This window comes from Agrobacterium tumefaciens (assembly GCF_013318015.2).
In the GTDB taxonomy this organism is placed as follows: domain Bacteria; phylum Pseudomonadota; class Alphaproteobacteria; order Rhizobiales; family Rhizobiaceae; genus Agrobacterium; species Agrobacterium tumefaciens.
Window position 1 is genome coordinate 26,135 of the sequence record NZ_CP115844.1, and the last position, 19,976, is coordinate 46,110.

The 19,976-nt window shown below is 58.4% G+C and carries 18 protein-coding genes and 3 pseudogenes; 9 read left to right on the forward strand and 12 right to left on the reverse strand.

The genetic code is table 11. The annotated features are described in order from the left end of the window. Positions 1–93: 93 nt before the first annotated feature. Positions 94–408: a hypothetical protein gene (locus G6L97_RS26255; RefSeq protein WP_174004418.1), complete on the reverse strand. Its 315-nt coding sequence runs from the start codon at positions 406–408 to the stop codon at positions 94–96. Positions 409–416: 8 nt separating this feature from the next. Further along, the gene (locus tag G6L97_RS26260; RefSeq protein ID WP_174004420.1) at positions 417–1,364 is read right to left on the reverse strand and encodes a hypothetical protein; all 948 of its coding nucleotides are present in this window, start codon (positions 1,362–1,364) and stop codon (positions 417–419) included. A gap of 218 nt (positions 1,365–1,582) precedes the next feature. Here G6L97_RS26260 and G6L97_RS26265 point away from each other — a divergent pair, with 218 nt between their 5' ends. Then, positions 1,583–3,127, forward strand: coding sequence for a M36 family metallopeptidase (locus G6L97_RS26265; protein WP_174004422.1), 1,545 nt, complete (start codon positions 1,583–1,585; stop codon positions 3,125–3,127). A 4-nt stretch (positions 3,128–3,131) separates the two neighbouring features. Here G6L97_RS26265 and G6L97_RS26270 read toward each other — a convergent pair whose 3' ends face one another. The 3 genes from G6L97_RS26270 to G6L97_RS26280 all read right to left on the reverse strand — a co-directional run bounded on the left by G6L97_RS26270 (position 3,132) and on the right by G6L97_RS26280 (position 4,894). Then, positions 3,132–3,338, reverse strand: a complete 207-nt coding sequence (locus G6L97_RS26270; RefSeq protein ID WP_174004423.1) for a hypothetical protein — start codon at positions 3,336–3,338, stop codon at positions 3,132–3,134. Between the two features lie 273 nt (positions 3,339–3,611). After that, positions 3,612–4,430 (reverse strand): hypothetical protein, encoded by an 819-nt coding sequence (locus G6L97_RS26275; RefSeq protein WP_174004425.1) that lies wholly within the window; start codon positions 4,428–4,430, stop codon positions 3,612–3,614. Between the two features lie 77 nt (positions 4,431–4,507). After that, positions 4,508–4,894 (reverse strand): helix-turn-helix domain-containing protein, encoded by a 387-nt coding sequence (locus G6L97_RS26280; protein WP_174004427.1) that lies wholly within the window; start codon positions 4,892–4,894, stop codon positions 4,508–4,510. A gap of 123 nt (positions 4,895–5,017) precedes the next feature. Between G6L97_RS26280 and G6L97_RS26285 the strand changes: the two genes are divergently transcribed. Next, positions 5,018–5,539 (forward strand): hypothetical protein, encoded by a 522-nt coding sequence (locus tag G6L97_RS26285; RefSeq protein ID WP_174004429.1) that lies wholly within the window; start codon positions 5,018–5,020, stop codon positions 5,537–5,539. Between the two features lie 41 nt (positions 5,540–5,580). Then, positions 5,581–5,783, forward strand: a pseudogene (locus G6L97_RS28275) (IS66 family transposase); the annotation flags it as partial. On the opposite strand, the pseudogene G6L97_RS26290 reads toward G6L97_RS28275, so the two are convergent. The 5 genes and pseudogenes from G6L97_RS26290 to G6L97_RS26310 form a co-directional block, all read right to left on the reverse strand. Then, positions 5,784–6,025: pseudogene (locus G6L97_RS26290) on the reverse strand (transposase); the annotation flags it as partial. A 149-nt stretch (positions 6,026–6,174) separates the two neighbouring features. Beyond that, complete coding sequence (locus tag G6L97_RS26295; protein WP_174004431.1) at positions 6,175–6,852, reverse strand: hypothetical protein; 678 nt, start codon at positions 6,850–6,852, stop codon at positions 6,175–6,177. A gap of 409 nt (positions 6,853–7,261) precedes the next feature. After that, positions 7,262–7,945, reverse strand: a pseudogene (locus G6L97_RS26300) (SOS response-associated peptidase family protein); the annotation flags it as partial. 225 nt (positions 7,946–8,170) lie between these two features. Next, positions 8,171–8,602 (reverse strand): helix-turn-helix domain-containing protein, encoded by a 432-nt coding sequence (locus G6L97_RS26305; protein ID WP_174004432.1) that lies wholly within the window; start codon positions 8,600–8,602, stop codon positions 8,171–8,173. Between the two features lie 37 nt (positions 8,603–8,639). After that, the gene (locus tag G6L97_RS26310) at positions 8,640–8,906 is read right to left on the reverse strand and encodes a helix-turn-helix domain-containing protein (protein WP_323131710.1); all 267 of its coding nucleotides are present in this window, start codon (positions 8,904–8,906) and stop codon (positions 8,640–8,642) included. A 271-nt stretch (positions 8,907–9,177) separates the two neighbouring features. Between G6L97_RS26310 and G6L97_RS26315 the strand changes: the two genes are divergently transcribed. The 4 genes from G6L97_RS26315 (at position 9,178) to G6L97_RS26330 (ending at position 16,493) form a co-directional block, all read left to right on the forward strand. Continuing rightward, complete coding sequence (locus G6L97_RS26315) at positions 9,178–10,140, forward strand: DUF3991 and toprim domain-containing protein (RefSeq protein ID WP_236773705.1); 963 nt, start codon at positions 9,178–9,180, stop codon at positions 10,138–10,140. A gap of 141 nt (positions 10,141–10,281) precedes the next feature. Continuing rightward, entirely contained in the window at positions 10,282–10,890 is a 609-nt protein-coding gene (locus tag G6L97_RS26320) for a DUF1419 domain-containing protein (protein WP_174004436.1), read from the forward strand. A 13-nt stretch (positions 10,891–10,903) separates the two neighbouring features. Continuing rightward, positions 10,904–11,305, forward strand: a complete 402-nt coding sequence (locus G6L97_RS26325; protein ID WP_174004438.1) for a DUF3085 domain-containing protein — start codon at positions 10,904–10,906, stop codon at positions 11,303–11,305. 100 nt (positions 11,306–11,405) lie between these two features. Next, positions 11,406–16,493 carry a lactate dehydrogenase gene (locus G6L97_RS26330; RefSeq protein ID WP_174004440.1) on the forward strand — a complete coding sequence of 1,696 codons (5,088 nt, stop codon included), beginning with the start codon at positions 11,406–11,408 and terminating at the stop codon, positions 16,491–16,493. 82 nt (positions 16,494–16,575) lie between these two features. Here G6L97_RS26330 and G6L97_RS26335 read toward each other — a convergent pair whose 3' ends face one another. Together G6L97_RS26335 and G6L97_RS26340 are read right to left on the reverse strand one after the other, a co-directional pair. Further along, complete coding sequence (locus G6L97_RS26335) at positions 16,576–16,959, reverse strand: ParB N-terminal domain-containing protein (RefSeq protein ID WP_272438528.1); 384 nt, start codon at positions 16,957–16,959, stop codon at positions 16,576–16,578. Positions 16,960–17,043: 84 nt separating this feature from the next. After that, positions 17,044–17,403 carry a transcriptional regulator gene (locus G6L97_RS26340; RefSeq protein WP_174004445.1) on the reverse strand — a complete coding sequence of 120 codons (360 nt, stop codon included), beginning with the start codon at positions 17,401–17,403 and terminating at the stop codon, positions 17,044–17,046. A 65-nt stretch (positions 17,404–17,468) separates the two neighbouring features. On the opposite strand from G6L97_RS26340, the gene G6L97_RS26345 reads away from it, so the two are divergent. Together G6L97_RS26345 and G6L97_RS26350 are read left to right on the forward strand one after the other, a co-directional pair. Then, positions 17,469–17,792 carry an integration host factor subunit beta gene (locus G6L97_RS26345; protein WP_174004447.1) on the forward strand — a complete coding sequence of 108 codons (324 nt, stop codon included), beginning with the start codon at positions 17,469–17,471 and terminating at the stop codon, positions 17,790–17,792. Between the two features lie 417 nt (positions 17,793–18,209). Then, positions 18,210–19,973 (forward strand): ParB/RepB/Spo0J family partition protein, encoded by a 1,764-nt coding sequence (locus G6L97_RS26350; RefSeq protein ID WP_174004449.1) that lies wholly within the window; start codon positions 18,210–18,212, stop codon positions 19,971–19,973. Positions 19,974–19,976: the final 3 nt, after the last annotated feature.

The following is a 19,976-nucleotide window of genomic DNA, read 5'->3' on the forward strand; positions in this document are numbered from 1 at the left end:
CTGGTGATGGACTTGCAATGCCGATACGCGAGCGCGCAACATATTCAATCCGCGCACGGCCGACAACCTCGTTGAACCGTTCCGCCTTTTCCTTCAACGCCGTACATGCTGGCAATGGTACGGATCTGGGCAGCTCGGGTCTCGGTAACCGGTAATGGAGGCCGCCAGCACGCTGCGGGTGTGCAACTCCTTTTCAAAGAAGAGCCTTTTCACCTCATTTGCCAGTTCGGCTTCGACGCTTATGACCGACTTTCGCTCAACCAGAAGGTTTTGAAGCTCATCGAGCTGGCCATTCTCAGAGCACATCTTGAATATGTCGATAAGCATCGCGGCATCGATTTTCAAGGTCTTCCGTCGCCCTCTGTAGTAGACCGGGGCGGTCTCGATTTTCTCGTCTTTCTTAGCCATGCAACCCCCTAAAAACCGTTATTGTAGATGATGGTCCGGCCAGCCTCGAACCGGTTAATGAATTGATTTACGGCGTCGGCCGCTTGCTTCTGAGCCGGGGTAGCCCCCGGGCGCAGAGCTACATATCGCGGTGTAGTCGTCGCAGGTTTGAAGGTCACATCGGCAGGAATGGAAAGGCCGATAATAACTTTGTGCTTGTCAGTTCGACTGGTGTCATAAGTTACGCCGCCAGCCTTCAGCGCGTTCGTCAGCTCGGCCTTAGGAGCAACCGATCCAGATATCTTGGTGATAAACTCGGTTTCATCGACGGTGGTCGGTGAGCCTTGTCCTGCCTTGCCGGTAAGGCCATTGAAAAGGGAAGAGTCAACGAAGCTTTGTATCTTTTCGTCCATCCCGATCTTGCCAGTGATGGGATAGGCGAAATTGACCCCCTTCGCAGTCTTCTCGCAGTAGTCGTTCTGAACGTCCATCAGCAGGCCGCGGAATGTGTCGCTGTAGGCCTGAGTTCGGATATTGCTGCGGGAGAGATCCGCCCCCGCCTTCAGCCCAAGCGAAAGTGTTCCCCGCGTGACGGTTCGAATGAAGTCAAAATCCGCATTCGTATTATTCGTTTCGGTTACGTTGAACGAAAAGTCATAAACGATCGCCGCATTTTGAAAATACTCAAGGTAACTCCTCATTCTAGGAGTTAGCTTCCGGAAGTCGATGTATCTCGCGTAGTGATCTCCTGACCACGCCGCCGCCACCTGCCGGGCATAGGGGTCATCTTTCGGGAAAGCCAAATTTACCCTCAGATATTCTGCCAGTGCATGGCGTGTTTCGCAACGAATGCTCTGGATGATCTGTGTTGTACTCACACCCGGCAAATCATCGGATAGCGGTGTTACTGCGCATCCCGCCAAGTAGGAAGTTGTTGCCGCGCAAAGCGCGGCCTTTTGCACCAAATTATTATTCATAGCCCCGCCCCCGGACACCTTTAAGGCGAAGTTAACCATCGTTTCGAGTTAGTTGCAACGGGGCTTCAGCTCAGCTCCAAGTATTATTCCATATGTTGCCACCTCCGATTCTTGCATCTGTACATTTGTAGAACGCCGTCATAGTATTTTTTGCCATCGGAGCGTGTGGGGCGCATCGATGTCAGCGCAAAAAGGGCGCAGCGTCTTCGGGGGTGAACATGTCGATCAACTTCATTGCAAATGATCCAGCTGCGCCGGGGGCGGTTGCGCAAGAGATCACGCCAATCTCAGATCGAGCCACAAACAAAGTTGGCTTGGATATCGTCGGGCTGCCACCAGAGGCAGTTTACCCCATCACCAGTAACGATTTCGTCGCGTGGCAGGCACGCGAAAGCGCGATAAGGACGCTCGATATCTTCGAGACTATTGCAGGCCCCATCTCGGGCTGGAGGGGAAAAGCGGGCGAATTGAAACTCGCGCTTTACCCGAATGCCGGACAAGACCTCAACGCCTATTACGACCGCGCAAGCGTTTCCTTCTTCGTGTTTCCGCTGAAAAAAGCCCTCATTTACTCCGGCGCCAGCACAGACGTCGTCGCTCATGAAGTAGGGCACGCTATTCTCGATGCATTGCGACCCGATCTGTGGAATGTAAGCATGCTCGAAGTCGGAGCTTTTCACGAAGGCTTCGGAGATTGTATGGCCATCATGACGGCGCTCTCGGATGCGGACATCCGCGAAGACATTCTCAAAAACGACCCGATGCTTATTTCGGCTAACTACGTCGAGGCAACTGCAGAACAACTATCGGAAACCATCGCGAAAGCTGTTTCTTCAACCCACAACGCTGCGGAGCCACGTCGCGGTCGCAACAATTTTAAATGGGCTTTTCCGCAATCCCTTCCGTCAGACGGCAAGCCAGGAGCACTAATTAACGAGGTCCATAGCTTCGGTCAGCTTACGTCCGGTTGCTATTACGACCTGATTCTCGAGATTTTTCGCGAGAGCGGCGGTGGAACTGACGGGCTTTGGTCTGCCTGTAAAATCGCCACCCGGCTCTTGGCTGCTGGGGCGAGGGCAGCGCCGGTGAAGCCCCGATTTCTCGATTCGGTTGGGCGCGCGATGATCTTGGCTGATCGCGCAGAAAGAACCAAGCCGGATGGTACCGGGTTAAACGAGGTTCATATCAAAACGGCTTTTGCCAATCATGGGATCCAGCTGAGTTCCGTCGGAATGCTGGTACCAGGCGCTGTTTTGTCCACCCCCAACCGCAAGAAAGCAAGGCGAGCGAAGAAGTCGTCGGCCCTATCAACGTCTGCGCGGAATGCTCTCCGCTCCATTTTCAATGTGGATGTCGATGCTCGAATATTTACGCGCGATTTCGCGTTGGGTGTTGATGCGGAAACTGAGGTGACAAGTTATCGACAGGTCGATCTGTCCGGCATTGATGACAAGCTCGACCATGTCAAAGCTTATGCACCACAAGTAGCATTGGTCGGCAACGTGGGCGGATCGACGGCCATCCTTGGTGCCGTCGATCCGGCCGCCTCAATCTCCTCTGAAGTCCGAGATTTCGTTGAAACGCTTGTTCAGAGGAAACAAATCGACTTCGCCGCTGCGGCAAAATCTCCTAAGGCCTCCTCAGCGGGGGCTGCCGATTATCTCGCATACGGGGAGAGGGCAACGCACGTCGTGCGCCGGCGCGGCGAGGAACTGGTCCTTGAGCGGGCCGCATTCCGGTGTGCCTGTCACGTCTGTAAGTAGAAGCTTAGAAAAATGACTTCCGCTTTTCGACTAGAACATCTGCCGAGCCCGGCTTCTTGATGAGCAGATGGGTTTGGCCCGGACCCAGTTTTGCGTCCGGGTTAGTTGTCTCTTTGACTTGGCCGTGTCTTCTCAGCGACTGGAGGAAGTTGCCATCTTCCGTCGTTTTGAGTGTTTTAGTCGCCTTATTTGAACTATTGCTGTTCTTCATAGCGCCTTCTCCAGCGGGACCGCGCCCACTTTGTGGTTCTCAATATAAGTAATTGATCCCCAAAACGCTAGTGGATCCTGCTTCTCCTTCTAACACTTTTATGCGGGCACGGCGATCCGCGTCAATCACCACTCCGTCTGTCAAGGAGTTTGTGGACCTTTAGGGTGTTCGTTGGGACAAAGGCACCGCTTTTTGTCCATACGGCCATTCAGCCTGGGCGGGCAACACCCTTCGCAGTGGCGGGCTAGATAACAGCGATCCTTGCCGTTTGCGCTACGTACGCGTTAGTCGAGAAAAAATTGCGCTGGTGCCCGAATATACCCGTTGTGCACGTTCGTCGGATGACAGTAGGCCGTCGAAAAAGGTCGCATACGTCGCAAATATCACATCGATCACGTCGTTTCTCAAGCGGTCGGGACGGACATTGTCTGCTCCGCCTCGCGCAATCCAGTCGAGCGACCAAACCAGGGTTGCGACCGAGTGACGAAAAAGGAAAGTGTTCTGTAGTTCATCGATAGTCCGAATGCGAGCCGGCGGGCTTGGATGAGTTTTCATCGCGCTATACGTTAATTCGACGATGAACTCCATTACCTTTTCGATCAGAGTAGCGGGGAAGGGTTGATCCAATCGGATTGCTCTCAGTTCCTCATCTGAGAAAATCTCACGCAGCTCCTTGATCGCCGCTGGAAGAATCGGCGCACTCGCAAGGATGCGGTCCATTTGGCTCGTTGCTGCTCGTCCGCTCTCCAAGAGCTGACTCAGCAGTAAAGGATTTCCATTCTCGGCAGCTCTGAGACGATGGCAAAAGGCCGGAAAATCGCGGGTCTGCTTCGACTCTATCATCCGCCGCTGAAGGCCCCGACCGCGTCCAACGAGGGAGCAGATTTTGCCTGTGGTCTTCAAGACGATAACCTGGCGCGGAAATTCACAGACGATCTCCATCGACCGGAAAATCGATTTAAGCGTATCGCCTTTGTAAGCCTCCATAGCAGCGTAGTCGTTGAGAACCGCGAAGTTGTTTGGAGACGAACTTAAGAATAGTCGGAGCGCGTCAGATTGCATTGCATTGCTGTCAACGATCTTCCTCTGCATGCACTCCTCGCGCTAGCTCAGGCGTAACCGTTACGCCCACATGGCACTTAGCCTCAGCTTTTGAAGCCTCCCCAAGACTATCTGCCTTCGAGATCGTTGGAGATCGTTTTTTGAGAAACACCAAGTCTGGCAGCAATTGCAGTTTGCGAAAGCCCTTCCTTGCGAAGTTTCTTAGCCTCAATCCGGCGTTCGCGGGGGGAAAGCGCTGCACAAACGGAGACAATCTGCTCTTGAAAACCGTTACCGCCATCGCGGAGCACTATATGGACGGCCTTCTTGTCCTTTGTCAGCCCTTTGAGGGTTTGCTTGCCTTTAACGATCGTAATGGTGCACTCTTCCAAACCGATTTTGGTCAAGGGATCAGGCAACTCTATCAGGAAATTACGAGCACGCATGTGTCTCGGCGGGCGTCGGGCGATTTTCGGTTTCACCGGAACGACAAGCAGCTTGGAGTCCTTTGGCATCGCAGCCTCCTTATACCATTCTAGTATATACTAGACGACACTCAGTTTTTTGTCTAGCCTGCGTGAAGATGGGCGCCATCCCGGACCCTTGTTGGAGCGACAGTCTGGCAGCGAGGTCGATTTATGTTCAAGAGCGCCGAAAAGCTGTTGGCACCTGATCCGTACTACGCGGGATTAGCTGGTTTCGCGGGGAGCACGATCAGCGATCTTCATCGCGATATGCTGAACTGTGAGCTTTTCGAAATGACGCCCACTAACGTTAGGCGGTCTCACGACGGGGTGCGCCATGCCTACATCTACTCGTATTTCAGTTACGACTTGCTCACGCTCGCCGCCGCGCAGACGTTTCCTTGTCTTGAACTGGCTCTTCGGGAGCGTATCGGTAAACAATTTGAGGGCCGTACCGACAGGAATGGGAAGCCGAAACCCGCGATGTTGAACGAACTTCTCAGAAATGCTAGGGAACAGGGTCTTATTCAATCCGAAATTGCCTATCTACGTGAACTTCGAAATATGTTCATGCACGGAAGCGATGCCGTCCTCAACCCACCAATGTTTCTGGTGACATTCACGACCGTTACCCAAATTATTCGAGAGCTCTATCCTACCTCCAATGAAGGTAGTAGAGCAGACAATCGTGGCTGACTTCGCGAAGACCGTTAATAGTCAGGCGTCAAAATCGCCGGGAACTGATGTCGCCAGTCCCCGACCCCGGCTCCCGAAAAACCAAGACCGCATACTTCTGGGCCTTGGATCCATGACGGCCTACCGTGGAGCGGAGATGCCTAGCCCGGTGTGGCCTCCACCTATCTTCCTGGTCGCGGCGGCCCACGCCAGACACGGGAGTCCTTCAGTCGATGAAGACGCCGGATATAATCGTGGGATATCCCATTGCTGGCCCATTGTCTTTACGGAAGTCGGCTATGGTTCTGTGGTTAGGGACCAACCGACCGGTCAGCCACATCACCTCGAGATTCCGTCCAGCTTCCCGTTCCAGAGGGCTTGAGAGAATGCGGTTCATGGAGCCGTAGATGAAAGCTTCAGCAATGCCGATGGGTGGTATGAGGGGCGGTCGGTTTGTGCGGGCGATGTCCGGCCGAAGCCAGCTTCCGTCAAGTCTATGGCATCGACAAGATGATTCTACATCACAACCGAGTTTTTACACAGCCTCGGTCCTTTGCGAACGTCGCCCGGTAAAGCGTCGAGATGGTGCCATCTCGCCTTCACCACCAACGGGTCTTTCGTCCTTCGGACGGCACTCTCGTCAAATACGGCCGCATTTAGCACGCTGTCGGCAAGGCGATGGTTTTCCCTGCGCGGGCCTTATCGTTGCGGTAGGTCGTGAGCACGTTGACGATAGTCTTGTCCAGGCCCATGTACACCTTTTCGCCGCGCTCATTGGTACCATTCGCCGGGTCGGAGACGAGGCCGTCCACCTTTCCCCAGTAAACGTAATACTCAGACATCTCCTTTGTGGTGCTTCCCTCCAAGAAGTGGCAACTGTAGCCGGTGCCGATGTAGCCAGCCTTTTGCGGCGTATCCAAGTGATAGAGCGCGACGCTCCTCGTCTTCGAGTTCATCGACACCGCTGTCAGGATTGATGCCATCTCGCCGATGTGGACTTCCACAAGGTCTCGGTCACCGTCCGCAAATTCCCAGATGTTAATCGGGACGTCAGGCTGCATCTTCATTCTCTGGAGGAGGCAATAGGAGGACGACCACCCGCAGAACGACCTGTAGATCGAAACCTTCGAGCCGTTGTTCACATCGTCTGGATTGTCGACCGTCCTAGGGTCCACGAACAGGACAAACCGCTCACCGAACACGTTGAGCTTGTAGTTCTCATAGAGCGAGTGATCGAGCCTGGCCCACCAGGCAGGGAAAATAAACTGGCTGCAATAAGCTCCGACGACTGCACTCAGAACCATCAGAAAGAGTTCTACGGCCACGCGCTTCAAATCAGCTCTCCCCTGATGTTGAACATCCAAACAGAAACGCCGCCACCTTGGGTGGCGGCGTCCTGCCATCATGCGATGACGATAATGAGGTCCTTCTTGCGAACCATCTCTTAGCCTCCTCGGCGACCCAGCGCCTAATGTTATTAAATTGGTACGGCTAACCCCGCACGCAATATTCTCTAGGAACACAGCCTATGGAATGATTTGATGCGAGTAGTGGAAAGTTCACATTTCTTGATACGACATTCTCATCGAATTTTGTCAGCATACTGCTGACTATTTCGGCACACGGCCTGCAAGTACCTCACGGATCGACCGACCTGGTGCCGGTGGCGGTTTCGGCTACATGTGGCCTCTATAAACTGAGATATCGCATCTCAATTTCATCATGGGTTCTGACTAAGGGGCTCTATAGCAGCCTGTCTGCCTCCATTGGTTCGCCGGCCTTTGACACGATCGATGATCCATAGGGTTCCCGCGACCAATGATCAGCGCGTCATTCCGAAGCGGCCGGGCAAGCTCCTTTGCCTCCTCCCAGGGCGCCCGCATCCAGATATCGGTTTCGTCCTTCGTCTGCAGCAGGACGGGCATGGCCTTCTCATGGATCGGCTTGACGAGGTCGTTTGGATCCGTAGTCAGAAAACCATAAAGATCGTCGGTCGTTAGCCCGTTCCGAACCTTCCGAACACTTTTCCATTGCGGCACATGGATGCCGGCGAGGAACATCAGCGATTTCGTCTCGTCGTGAGCAAACCAGGCATTCGGGACATTGCCGCCTTCCTGTTTGCTCGCGGGGTCCGGTTCGGCGAAGCTGGTGACAGGGACGAGACACCTGTGCTCGACGCCGAACCATCGTTTCCAATGCGGAAGATTGAGGTTCCGGACGTTGGTCGTGCCGCGATCCGGCTCCATGCGGATCAGTTCTTCAAGATCGTAGGGCTTACCCTTGGCCTCGAGCTTCTCGGCTCTGGCTTTGGTCGTCTTCTCCAGGGCGAAGCGGGGGGGAGGGCAGGCCCCAGCGCGCGTGCACGAGCTGCTTCTTTCCGTCGGCCGTGTTGCGGACGATGGGCCCCATCTGGTCGGGGTTCATCTTGTTCTGACCCCGTTATGGCTAGCGTTTGCGATCTCAGTCGTTGCCTTCTGTACGCTTCTAAGCCTATCTGTGCGGGTTCACGAAAAAAGGGGAGTTCGCCAATAAGGGCGGTCCTAAAGTGGACTGGCCAAAGACACGTAGCTAGGCGGAAAAGGCTGCACCGGCATTTGCAAGTGAACCCGCTGGGTTGGGACGGCACCATCGTCCGTTTTCCTGCCCAAGCCCTTACGCAGGCTGTTCCGCGGCGTTCTGAGGATGTTCGTTCTCATTGGTGGCGCCAGCGGCAGCCCGCACAAAATCCACAATCTTCCGGCGAAGCCTAGGATCGCTTATCTGGGCGAAAGCCTGATTGAGCGAGACCGTCTCGCGCGTGACATGGACTTCCGCGGCGTTGACGCTCATATCACGGGATGGCCCATCGCTTCCAAGAGCGTCGACAGCATCAAAGAAACTCCGCACATCGACGTGCAGCGCATGAGCAATTTCCGTGAGCATGCTGGCCGAAACGCGATTCGTGCCTTTTTCATATTTCTGGATCTGTTGGAAGGTAACGCCGACCTGCGCACCAAGTCCGGACTGAGAGACACCGTTGATCAAGCGCCTCTTCCGAATGGCTCGGCCGATGGCGACATCAACCACATGCGGGTCATTCTTCATATCGTGTCCCCGAAACAACTGAATTCCAGTCAGCGCATCAGGTCGAATTCCGGCGACCAGGGCGCAGGTTTGTCGGCTCCGGTTCGCCGGCTGGCGGCTCTTTGAACAAATCCCCAATGGGGACACCGAGAGCCTCCGCAATTTTTCCGAGTGAATCAAGGCCCGGGTTAATTCGTCTGCGTTCTATCTGCGAGATCGCCACCCGTTCGAGATGAGCTTCGAGAGAAAGTCGCTCTTGCGACACTCCTTTCGCGACACGAAGTTTCTTTACATTCCAGGCCAGCAGTTCACGTGGAGACATCATGGTTCCACATGAACATTCAGTAGTCAATTAAATAACTGGCTATTCTATACGGATAGATTCGTGAACTGCCCATCTGTAGCGGGATCTGTGCCGCCAGCGCGCGGCAGGCCGCAAGGGAAGCTTCGCCGCCGACGGGGCGATACAGCCGAGACCTCATATTTTTTGACTTGCCGCCGTCGCCCTTGCCCCCTTTGCTCTTCGCGGCTGGTGGAAGGGTGGCTCACGTTGGAGCGACAGGACAGAAAGGTGGACCGGCCAGAGGAGCGGGAAGATGATGAAGAAAGAGCAAGTTGAAGAACTGAGGGAAAAGGTCGGCTGCGGTGCGGTGCTGGAGCAGGCGGGCTTTTCTATTGACGCCAAAGAAAGCACGCGCCGCGCGGTCAAGCATCGCCGCGGGCCGGAGATCATCATTGTCAATCACGACGGCAAAGGCTGGTTCGATCCGCTCAGCGATGCCAAAGGAGACGTTTTTACCCTTGTGGAGCATCTCGATGGTGTCACTTTCCTGGAGAGCCTGGATCGGGTTGCCCAACTGGTCGGTTATCAACTGGCCGAACCACAATGGAGACCACCCTCAAGGGGCGGCGGTTCTCCCGGCACCACGCCGGACCGATGGGCAAGCCGCCGCAAACCATGGCGGGGCTCGGCCACGTGGGGCTACCTTTGTTCCGAACGGTACCTGCCATCTTTTCTTCTGCAGGCAGTTATTGCGACGGATATCGTGCGGGAAGGTCCCTACGGCAGCATGTGGGCGGCTCACACGGATGATGCGGGCCAGGTGACGGGTTGGGAAGAACGCGGCCTGAATTGGCGCGGCTTTGCGACCGGCGGAACAAAGATCCTGTTTCGGTTCGGTCCGCCCGATGCTGGCCGCATCTGCGTCACCGAGGCCGCGATAGACGCCATGAGCCTTGCCGCAATCGAGGGCGTCCGCGAAGGCACGGTGTATCTCAGCACCGGCGGGGGCTGGTCGCCCGCAACGGAAGCGGCGATCCGAGCACTGGTATCCCGACCGGGTGTGCAGCTCGTTGCTGCCACCGACGCCAATCCCCAGGGAGAAACATTCGCCGGCCGGCTTCGCGACATTGCCGAGGAGGTCGGCTGCGGCTGGACGCGCCTGCGGCCGAGCGAAGAGGATTGGAACGAGGTTCTGAAGGTATCTCGGAAAGAAGAACGAGAGAGGAGGAAAAGAGGGAGAGGCCTGCCGCATGCCCGCCAGTCGCGTCAAGGGTGAAGCTTCGCCCGGCTGTGCCGGCCCTTGACCCGCCCGGACGGAGAGGCGGCCTGAGGGGAGGGGTCGTGAAGGACTGAAGAGGATGGTGAGCCGGTAGGGCAGCACCGCGCTTCGGTCCGGACAGGGCCAAAGGAGCCGCCAATGAATACCCCTTCCGCAATCCGTAAAGTCTTCCAGGGCATCGCCGACCGCCATCAGATGTTCCGCATGTTCGATCGGCATGCACAACGTCCTCACCGTTTCGACGGCGATGCGAGCGCGCTCTATGCCGGCGAATGGTTCGAAATTTCCGAGCGTGAACACGACTATGTGTTCGAGATCCTGCCGCCGCTGTGGATCCGGGGATCGATGTTCGCAATGCGCGAATTCCTGGCCGGATCCGTGACATCGGTGTTCTTCGCGCTGCGGATCGATGGGGCCATTCGCTTCTTCCATGGATATTGTGATCTCGCCGGCGGCCGGTCGGTGGAAGCCATGCGGCTGGCGATCATCGAGCGGGAAACGCGCCCGGTGAGGGCGATGACGCGGCAAGAGCGGCTCGAGCACATCTGGAGTGCCACGGCGGACGCCTACCGCGGCTACTCCGATCAAACCTCCCCGCAATATCTGCAGGATCAACGCGTCATCACTCTCTACACCGCAGCTGGATCTGCGAGGTTGAAGCTACTCGACGACCTGACCGACGATGAGATCGCCACCAAACTGCCTGTCCAACTGCGCCATCTGCCCGATGCGGCAGCCGCAGCGTGAGGAGATGGGTGCGATGCTTTCCTTTCCGATTGAATCCGTGCGGGCGGTGATCGCTCGCGGTCGCGCCGATGCAGAAGTAAACGGCGGTTATCGCAATCCCCACTACGGTCTTGATCCCGGTCGCGACGAACAGCCGGGCGTCTGGTTGGTCGGCGATCACGGTGTCTACCTGTGCTCGAACGGCAAATTGCCGGACGGCGAAAAGCCTTTCGTCGCTTATGCGCTCGAATGCGATCCCCGCACGAACGACGACTGGTTCGAGGTCAAGCGCAGGACGTTCGGGGGAGATGACGGCGTCGAATTCATCGATGCCGTGCAACTGGAGACCATGATCGCCGCCACCCCCAAAGCGAGACATCTCGGCATCACCTTTGATGAAGACTCGATGGAACTCTTCATCATCGAGTGGTCGTAACGTCCCGGCCCGCAGCAGGATTCCTGACGTCAATCAGCGCATGCCAGCCGCCCAACCCTGTGGCGGACGGATAGCGCGTGCTTTCACAAGGAGATTCATCATGAGCAACGATCCCTTCACGCTCGATATGTTTGGTAATACCGCACTCTCGTCGGGCCTGGGTCTCGGCGTCACCGCCTTCGGCAGCTTCGCGCCTGATGCCGCCAATGACGACGATCCGGACCCCCTGCCACCGACGCCTGCGCCTGCTCTGCCAATTGCAGCCGCACCAGCCCGGCGCGCAGGCCTTCGGGCAAACTTTTATCTCGATGGCGATCGCGGATTGCCTTCGTCGTGGAAGGATCGCGCCCGCGCCAATGTTGCGGCAATCCTCGTTGCCAATAACATCTCCAGGCAGGACCGGCCTGCGACGCCCAAGGAGCAGGCGCAGTTGATCCGCTTTACCGGCTTCGGCGCCGGCGAGCTCGCCAACGGCATGTTCCGCCGGCCGGGCGAGGTCGATTTCCGGCAGGGCTGGAACGATCTAGGCACCTCGCTCGAAACAGCGGTTTCCGAAGCCGACTATGCGTCGCTAGCACGCTGCACCCAATATGCCCACTTTACCCCGGAGTTCATCATCCGGGCGATCTGGGCGGGCATCCAGAAGCTTGGTTGGCGCGGTGGTCGTGTCCTTGAACCGGGCATCGGCACGGGGTTGTTCCCGGCCTTGATGCCGGAGGCCTATCGTGAGGCCACCTATGTCACCGGAATCGAGCTTGATCCGGTGACCGCTCGCATCGCCAGCCTGCTGCAGCCGAGGGCCCGGATCATCAGTGGGGATTTCGCCCGCACCGATCTGGCGCCGATCTACGATCTCGCCATCGGCAACCCACCCTTTTCCGATCGCACCGTCCGCTCGGACCGCGCCTATCGGTCGCTCGGCGTCCGCTTGCATGACTATTTCATCGCCCGCTCCATCGACCTTTTGAAGCCCGGCGCGTTCGCCGCCTTCGTCACCTCGCATGGCACGATGGACAAGTCAGATACGACGGCGCGAGCGCATATCGCAAAATCCGCCGATCTGATTGCGGCGATCCGGCTACCTGAGGGCACCTTCCGTCGTGATGCCGGCACGGATGTCGTCGTCGACATCCTCTTCTTCCGCAAGCGCAAGGCGGGTAAGCCGGAGGGCAATCAGTTGTGGCTCGATGTCGATAAGATCAGGCCGGCTGCAGACGATGAAGGCGCCATCCGCGTCAATCGTTGGTTCGCCCGGCATCCCGACTTCGTGCTTGGTCGCCACGCGCTGACGTCGGGACCATTTGGCGAGACCTACACCTGCTTGCCGCGCGCAGGAGAGGATCTGGAAGCCGCGCTTTCCGCTGCCATCGACCTTCTCCCCGCCGATCTCTACGACGGCGAGCCGACGCCGATCGATATCGATCTGGAGGACGAACTCGGCGAGATCGTTGATCTGCAGCCGAGGGACGGCGCCATCCGAGAGGGCAGCTTTTTCCTCGACCGATCGAAGGGTCTGATGCAGATGCTCGACGGTTCGGCCATGCCGGTAACCATGCGTAAGGGTCGCTCCGGCGACGGGGTCTCAGAGAAGCATATCCGGATCATTTCGAAACTGATCCCGATCCGCGACGCTGTCCGGGCGGTGCTGAAGGCCCAGGAACTGGACCGGCCGTGGAAGGACCACCAGATTCGACTGCGCATCGCCTGGTCGAGCTTCGTGCGCGATTTCGGGCCGATCAACCACACGACCGTCTCCATCCAGGAGGACCCGGAGACCGGCGAGGTGAAAGAGACCCATCGCCAGCCGAACCTCGCGCCCTTCCGCGACGACCCTGATTGCTGGCTGGTAGCGTCGATCGAAGACTATGACCTGGAGACCGACACGGCGAAGCCGGGTCCGATATTCGCTACCCGTGTGATCGCTCCGCCGATGTCGCCTGTCATCACCAGTGCGGCTGATGCGTTGGCGGTCGTACTCAACGAACGCGGTCATGTCGATCTCGATCATATCGCCGAACTGCTGCATCTCGACGTTTCCACCATTATTGCCGATCTCGGCGACGAGGTGTTTCGCGACCCGGCTGACGGATCCTGGCAGACAGCCGATGCCTATCTTTCAGGCGCAGTCCGTACCAAGCTCGCCGCCGCGCAGGCCGCAGCCGAGCTTGATCCCTCCTATGAGCGCAACGTGCGTGCTCTGCAGGATGTCCAACCGGCCGATCTTCGCCCCTCCGACATCACCGCCCGCCTCGGCGCACCGTGGATCCCGGCCTCTGACGTCGTCGCCTTTGTCCGCGAGATGATGGGCGCCGAGATCCGCATCCATCATCTGCCGGAACTGGGATCGTGGACGGTCGAGGCGCGTCAGCTTGGCTACAGTGGTGCAGGGACCTCCGAATGGGGCACCAGCCGCCGTCATGCCGGCGAGCTGTTGTCTGACGCCCTGAACAGTCGCGTGCCGCAGATCTTCGATACGTTCAGGGACGCTGGTGGCGAGCGCAGGGTGCTGAATGTCGTCGACACCGAAGCTGCCCGCGACAAGCTGCAGAAGATCAAGCAGTCCTTCCAGGACTGGGTCTGGACCGACCCGGACCGGGCCGACCGGCTGGCGCGCGATTACAACGATCGCTTCAACAACATCGCGCCCCGGAAATTCGACGGCTCGCATTTGCAGCTACCGGGCGCGTCGAGCGCTTTTTCCTTGTACGCCCACCAGAAACGCGGCATCTGGCGGATCATCTCGGCGGGTTCGACCTATCTCGCCCACGCCGTTGGTGCCGGCAAGACCATGACTTTTGCCGCGGCCATCATGGAGCAGAAGCGGCTCGGCCTGATCGCCAAGGCGATGCTGGTCGTTCCCGGCCATTGCCTGGCGCAGGCGGCACGCGAGTTTCTCGCCCTTTATCCCGCCGCCAACATTCTCGTTGCCGACGAGACCAACTTCACCAAGGACAAACGCGCCCGGTTCCTCAGCCGCGCCGCCACCGCCGTCTGGGATGCGATCATCATCACGCATTCGGCGTTCAGGTTCATCGGCGTGCCCTCGACCTTCGAACAACAGATGATCCAGGATGAATTGCAGCTCTATGAAGATCTTTTGGTGAAGGTGGAGAGCGACGACCGGGTGTCGCGCAAGCGGCTTGAGCGCCTGAAGGAGGGATTGCAGGAGCGGCTGGAGGCGCTTGCCACCCGCAAGGACGATCTCCTGACCATTTCGGAAATCGGCGTCGACCAGATCGTCGTCGATGAGGCGCAGGAGTTTCGCAAGCTCTCCTTCGCCACCAACATGAGCACCTTGAAGGGCATCGATCCGAATGGTTCGCAGAAGGCGTGGGACCTTTATGTGAAGAGCCGGTATATCGAGACGAAGAATCCCGGGCGCGCGCTCGTGCTCGCCTCGGGCACGCCGATCACCAATACGCTCGGCGAGATGTTCTCGATCCAGCGGCTGCTCGGCCACGAGGCCTTGCGCGAGCGCGGGCTGCACGAGTTTGATGCCTGGGCCTCGAACTTCGGTGACGAGAAAACGGAACTGGAACTTCAGCCGTCAGGCAAATACAAGCCGGTCAGCCGCTTCTCGTCCTTCGTCAACGTGCCGGAACTGATCGCCATGTTCCGCGCTTTTGCCGACGTGGTGACGCCGGAGGACTTGAGGCAATACGTAAGGGTTCCGGAGATCGCGACGGGCAAGCGACAGATCCTTACCGCCGCACCGACGCCGGCGTTCAGGACCTACCAGAGGATCCTCGAAACCCGCATCAAGGCGATAGAGCAGCGTGATGGACCGGCACAGCCTGGAGACGATATTCTGCTGTCGGTCATCACCGATGGTCGTCACGCGGCGATCGACCTGCGGCTGGTGATGCCGGCAATGGACGACGAGCCGGACAACAAGCTCAATCTTCTGGTGCGCAACGCCCACCGCATCTGGAAGCAGACGTCCCAGAACGAGTATGTTCGTCCTGATGGCAAGCCTTACGAACTGCTGGGCGCCGCACAGATGATCTTCTCTGATCTCGGCACGATCAATGTCGAGAAGAGCAGAGGGTTTTCCGCCTATCGCTGGATCCGCGACGAGCTGATCCGCATGGGCGTTCCCGCGTCTGAAATCGCCTTTATGCAGGACTTCAAAAAGACAGAGGCCAAGCAGCGGCTGTTCGGTGATGTACGCGCCGGAAAGGTTCGCTTCCTGATCGGGTCGTCGGAAACGATGGGCACAGGCGTCAATGCGCAGCTTCGCCTGAAAGCGCTCCACCATCTCGACGTGCCATGGCTGCCGTCGCAGATCGAGCAACGGGAGGGGCGCATCGTCCGTCAGGGCAACCAGCACGACGAGGTCGAGATCTACGCTTACGCCACGCAAGGCTCGCTCGACGCCACCATGTGGCAGAACAACGAACGCAAGGCGAGGTTCATTGCAGCCGCTTTGTCCGGCGATACGTCGATCCGCCGGCTGGAGGACCTGAACGAGGGGCAGGCCAACCAGTTCGCCATGGCCAAGGCGATAGCCTCAGGCGACGAGCGCCTGATGCAGAAGGCCGGACTGGAGGCTGACATTGCTCGTCTGGAACGGCTGCGTGCCGCCCATGATGACGATCTCTTCGCCGTGCGTCGGCAGATCCGCGACGCCGAGCGCGAGATCGAAACCGCCAGCCGTCGCCTTGGCGAGATCGCAGTTGATATCGTGCGGCTTGTGCCGACCTCAGGTGATGCTTTTGCGATCAACGTCAAGGGCGAGACCTATAGAGAGCGTAAGGAGGCGGGGAGGGCGCTGATGAAGGAAATCCTGACCCACGTCCAGCTCCAGAGCCAAGGCGAGACCGTCATCGCCTCGATCGGTGGCTTCGATCTGGTCTATGATGGCGAAACGTTCGGGCGCGGTGACAACTACCACTACCAGACCCTGCTTCAACGCACCGGCGCGGATTATGAAATTGAGTTGCCGGTGACCGTCACGCCGCTTGGAGCTATCTCTCGTCTCGAACATGCGCTCGACGGGTTCGGGGAGGAGCGGGAGCGCTATCGCCAGCGGCTGGAGGAATACAAACGCCGGCTGATCTCCTACCAGTCACGGCAGGGTGGCGCCTTTGCATTCGCGGATGAACTGGCGGAAAAGCGCCATGCGTTACGAGAGGTTGAGGAGGCGCTCGCGAAGTCCGCGCCGGACGAAAACGCGCTCGCGGCATAACCGAACTCTGGCCTGCAAGCCGGCCCTCTCCCCTGCGAATCGCCGAGGAGAGAGGGCCGGGCTATTGCTTTAATACGGTGCTCTATGCGAGAGGGGCCAGCTTTTCTCCAAGCGTGATTTTCGCCCGCACCGGGATCTTTTCGAAACCCGTATCCATCATAGCCATGATGCGGTGGCGGCCGGAAAGGACCGTAACATCGCCCTCGAACGTCTGTGTCAGGATCGGGATCGCTATTTCCTCCCGACTATTGAGCGCGGCAATCCAGTACTGATATTTACCGGGCTTGAAGTCGGTCTCCATCGGGACGGCTTTGCGATCGTTCGCCCAAAAGAATGGGTCCTTGCCGAGCTCTTCGTTGAGCCGCGCCGCATTGAGTTGATAGGTGGCATAATCCTCTTCGTCCGCAAGGAGGAAATCCATGTTCGTTACAAAACGTTTGCCGTTATATTCCGTGAAAATTTGCATTTGCTTCTGTTGCTTTTCGATCATTGTGTCAGTGGCACCCGCCGTTTGCGGCGTCGGCTCAATAGCATCGTGGTGCGGTGCCCGTCAGCATTTCTGCTCCAAGTCAACGCCCGACCCCGTTACAACGGTCGGCTTCAAGGATGAAGCAACCTCGAAATAACGCGCCGTACCCCGACCCATGGAGTTTTTTCCCATCGTCTCTATCAGAAGGCCGCGTCGAACAAGCGGTTCGATGGTTTCGATGATGCCCGCCCGGGTTAAACCGGTGATCCTGCCCAAATCGCTGAGGCTGACAAGGCTGTTACGGGGGATGCATGTATATATCACTGTCATCAACGCGACCTGCTTCATTCGCGAGCTGGCCGACTCCCCGGTGAGCGGGTTGCGCAAAATCTGATTGACGACCATGGTAAGCAAGAGCTGCTCGCGCTGCATGTCTTTCATTTGGCATACCTCTTCCAACCATTTACCCACTTTGCCAAAAAAGGCAATTTCGCTATGAAACCAGCATGATTAGATCCGAGCTTGTCGCAATCGTCGCATCACGCAATCCGCACCTCTATCATCGCGATGTGGAGCGGATCGTTGATGCGATCCTGGACGACATTACCGAGGCGCTGGAAAATGGCGACCGGGTCGAGCTGAGAGGCTTTGGAACATTTTCCATCAGAAACCGTCCGTCGCGATCGGGACGCAATCCCATGACCGGAGATGCGGTATTCGTCGAGGAAAAGTGGGTTCCGTTCTTCAAGGCCGGCAAGGAGCTTCAGTTGCGGCTGAATGCAGAAGGCGAGGCCGCCTCCAAACCGATTGGACGTAGACGCAAGCGCTAATCGCGCGATGGCCGGCCCCTTGGCAACGACGCTTCAGAAATTCCGCGGCGATCGAGTTACGTGAGTGGAAGATTCCGGCCATGGGCCGCTCTCGCGTGTGTCCTCGCCCCGCAAATCCTGCGCGCCAGCGACCGGTTTTGTGTGATCCCAGTGGGAAAAAGAAAGAAAAACCGAGAGAGAAGGAAACCGTTCGCAGATCGCCCAGGCCGTTGACGCTGGCGCTCAACCGCCGCCTGCGCGATCCCGGCCACTGGTTCTTCGCAGGGCTCCTGGCCCCGCTTGATCTTCGCGGCAGGGATGCTCGGCCGCAGTTGCACCGGCCTGTTCGCTCCGCGGTCCGGGAAGTGTCTTCGCAAAGAAGTGAAGACAGGAAGGGGTGGCGATCCGCCGCCCCGAAACACGGAAGGAGCAAATCCCATGCAGATCCTCAAACTCGATCCCCGTGCGCTGAAGAACAATCCCGACGACGCGCGTCGCTCGAAATCGTCACCGCAGGCCGATGCGCTGCTGCTGGCAACGGTCAAGGCCGTCGGCATCATCCAGCCACCCATCGTCGCGCCGGAAACCGATGGCGGAAACGGCTACATCATTCAGGCCGGGCATCGGCGCGTCGCCCAGGCGATAGCCGCGGGCCTCGAGGAAATCGACGTCATCGTCCGTGAGGCGGCCAATGACAACGGCGCCATGCGCTCGATGGTCGAGAACATCGCCCGTGAGCCGCTCAATCCTATCGATCAGTGGCGCGGCATCGAACGGCTCGTTGCCCTCGGCTGGACCGAGGAAGCGATTGGCGTGGCGCTCGCCCTGCCGGTCCGCCAGATCCGCAAACTGCGGCTTCTCGCCAATGTTCTGCCGGCCATGCTCGACCATATGGCGCTTGGCGACATGCCGAACGAGCAGCAGCTGCGCACCATCGCCGCCGCGTCGATCGAGGAACAGAGGCAAGTCTGGAAGGCCAACAAGCCGAAGAAGGCCGAACGCGCCGACTGGTACAACATCTCACGGGCGCTTTCGAAGAACCGCATGTTCGCCAGGGATGCGAGTTTCGGCGACGATCTGGCTCAGGCCTACGGTATCGAATGGGTCGAGGACCTGTTCGCGCCGGCCGATCAGGACAGCCGCTACACGACCAATGTCGAGGCCTTCCTCGGCGCCCAGCAGGAATGGATGACCAGCAACCTTCCCAAGAAGGGCGCGATCGTCGAGGTCAACAACTGGGGCCAGCCCGAGCTCCCGAAAAAGGCCGAGCGCATCTACGGCAAGCCGTCGAAGTCCGATCATGTCGCGATGTATCTCGACCGTGACGGCAAGGTGCAGTCGGTTGCTTTCCGCATGCCCGAAGACAAGAAGAAGGGTAGGGGTGATGCTTCCGCTGGTAATGATGCGACAGGATCAGTCGATGATCCGATCATCGACGCACCGAAGCCTCGCCCGGATGTCACCCAGAAGGGTCAGGACATGATCGGCGACTTTCGCACCGATGCCCTGCACGAGGCACTCGGTCGCGCACCGATCGAGGACGATATGCTGATGGCGCTGCTCGTCCTTGCCTTCGCCGGTCGGAACGTCCGCGTCGATTCTGGCGTCAGCGACAGCCTGTACGGGCCGAAGCGCTTCGGGCGCCATGCCGCCCGGCTGCTCTCCGGGGACGGCAAGCTCGCCTTCGACATGGAGACGGTGCGTATCGCTGCCCGCTCGGTGCTGATCGACGTGCTGTCATGCCGGCGCGGCATGTCGAACAGTGGCGTGGTGTCGCGTATCGCCGGCGACGCCATCGGCGCCGACAGCTTCCTGCCCAACATGGGTTCGGAAGATTTTCTGTTGTGCCTGTCGCGGCAAGCGCTGGAGGCGGCGGCGAAGGAGGCAAACGTGCTTCCGCGCCAGAAGGTGCGGGAGACGCGGGCGGCTCTTGTCGATCATTTCGGTCAGGAACGCTTTGTCCACGCTTCCGCGCTCTTTGCACCCGACCGCCAGGACGTCACCGATCTGATCAAACACGGCGAGGCTGTGGACGATGAGGAAGAGGCCGACATCGACGGCGGCACTGAGACTGCGGCCCTTGAGGAAGAGAGTGCCGATCCCTTCGAAGGTGAGGACGATCTTCCCGATGCGCTCGACGATGGATCCGAAGCCGGCGCGCCGGACGAGGAGCCGGACGCTTACGGGATCGCGGCGGAATAGCCG

Excerpts from the sequence above, each read along its gene's own strand:
- G6L97_RS26265 (WP_174004422.1), top strand. The coding sequence starts at position 1,583 with ATGTCGATCAACTTCATTGCAAATGATCCAGCTGCGCCGGGGGCGGTT.
- G6L97_RS26325 (WP_174004438.1), top strand. The coding sequence starts at position 10,904 with ATGCTTTCCTTTCCGATTGAATCCGTGCGGGCGGTGATCGCTCGCGGT.
- G6L97_RS26330 (WP_174004440.1), top strand. The coding sequence starts at position 11,406 with ATGAGCAACGATCCCTTCACGCTCGATATGTTTGGTAATACCGCACTC.
- G6L97_RS26350 (WP_174004449.1), top strand. The coding sequence starts at position 18,210 with ATGCAGATCCTCAAACTCGATCCCCGTGCGCTGAAGAACAATCCCGAC.
- G6L97_RS26315 (WP_236773705.1), top strand. The coding sequence starts at position 9,178 with ATGATGAAGAAAGAGCAAGTTGAAGAACTGAGGGAAAAGGTCGGCTGC.
- G6L97_RS26255 (WP_174004418.1), bottom strand. The coding sequence starts at position 408 with ATGGCTAAGAAAGACGAGAAAATCGAGACCGCCCCGGTCTACTACAGA.
- G6L97_RS26285 (WP_174004429.1), top strand. The coding sequence starts at position 5,018 with ATGTTCAAGAGCGCCGAAAAGCTGTTGGCACCTGATCCGTACTACGCG.
- G6L97_RS26275 (WP_174004425.1), bottom strand. The coding sequence starts at position 4,430 with ATGCAGAGGAAGATCGTTGACAGCAATGCAATGCAATCTGACGCGCTC.
- G6L97_RS26260 (WP_174004420.1), bottom strand. The coding sequence starts at position 1,364 with ATGAATAATAATTTGGTGCAAAAGGCCGCGCTTTGCGCGGCAACAACT.
- G6L97_RS26305 (WP_174004432.1), bottom strand. The coding sequence starts at position 8,602 with ATGAAGAATGACCCGCATGTGGTTGATGTCGCCATCGGCCGAGCCATT.
- G6L97_RS26310 (WP_323131710.1), bottom strand. The coding sequence starts at position 8,906 with ATGATGTCTCCACGTGAACTGCTGGCCTGGAATGTAAAGAAACTTCGT.
- G6L97_RS26270 (WP_174004423.1), bottom strand. The coding sequence starts at position 3,338 with ATGAAGAACAGCAATAGTTCAAATAAGGCGACTAAAACACTCAAAACG.
- G6L97_RS26340 (WP_174004445.1), bottom strand. The coding sequence starts at position 17,403 with ATGAAAGACATGCAGCGCGAGCAGCTCTTGCTTACCATGGTCGTCAAT.
- G6L97_RS26345 (WP_174004447.1), top strand. The coding sequence starts at position 17,469 with ATGATTAGATCCGAGCTTGTCGCAATCGTCGCATCACGCAATCCGCAC.
- G6L97_RS26335 (WP_272438528.1), bottom strand. The coding sequence starts at position 16,959 with ATGCAAATTTTCACGGAATATAACGGCAAACGTTTTGTAACGAACATG.
- G6L97_RS26280 (WP_174004427.1), bottom strand. The coding sequence starts at position 4,894 with ATGCCAAAGGACTCCAAGCTGCTTGTCGTTCCGGTGAAACCGAAAATC.
- G6L97_RS26320 (WP_174004436.1), top strand. The coding sequence starts at position 10,282 with ATGAATACCCCTTCCGCAATCCGTAAAGTCTTCCAGGGCATCGCCGAC.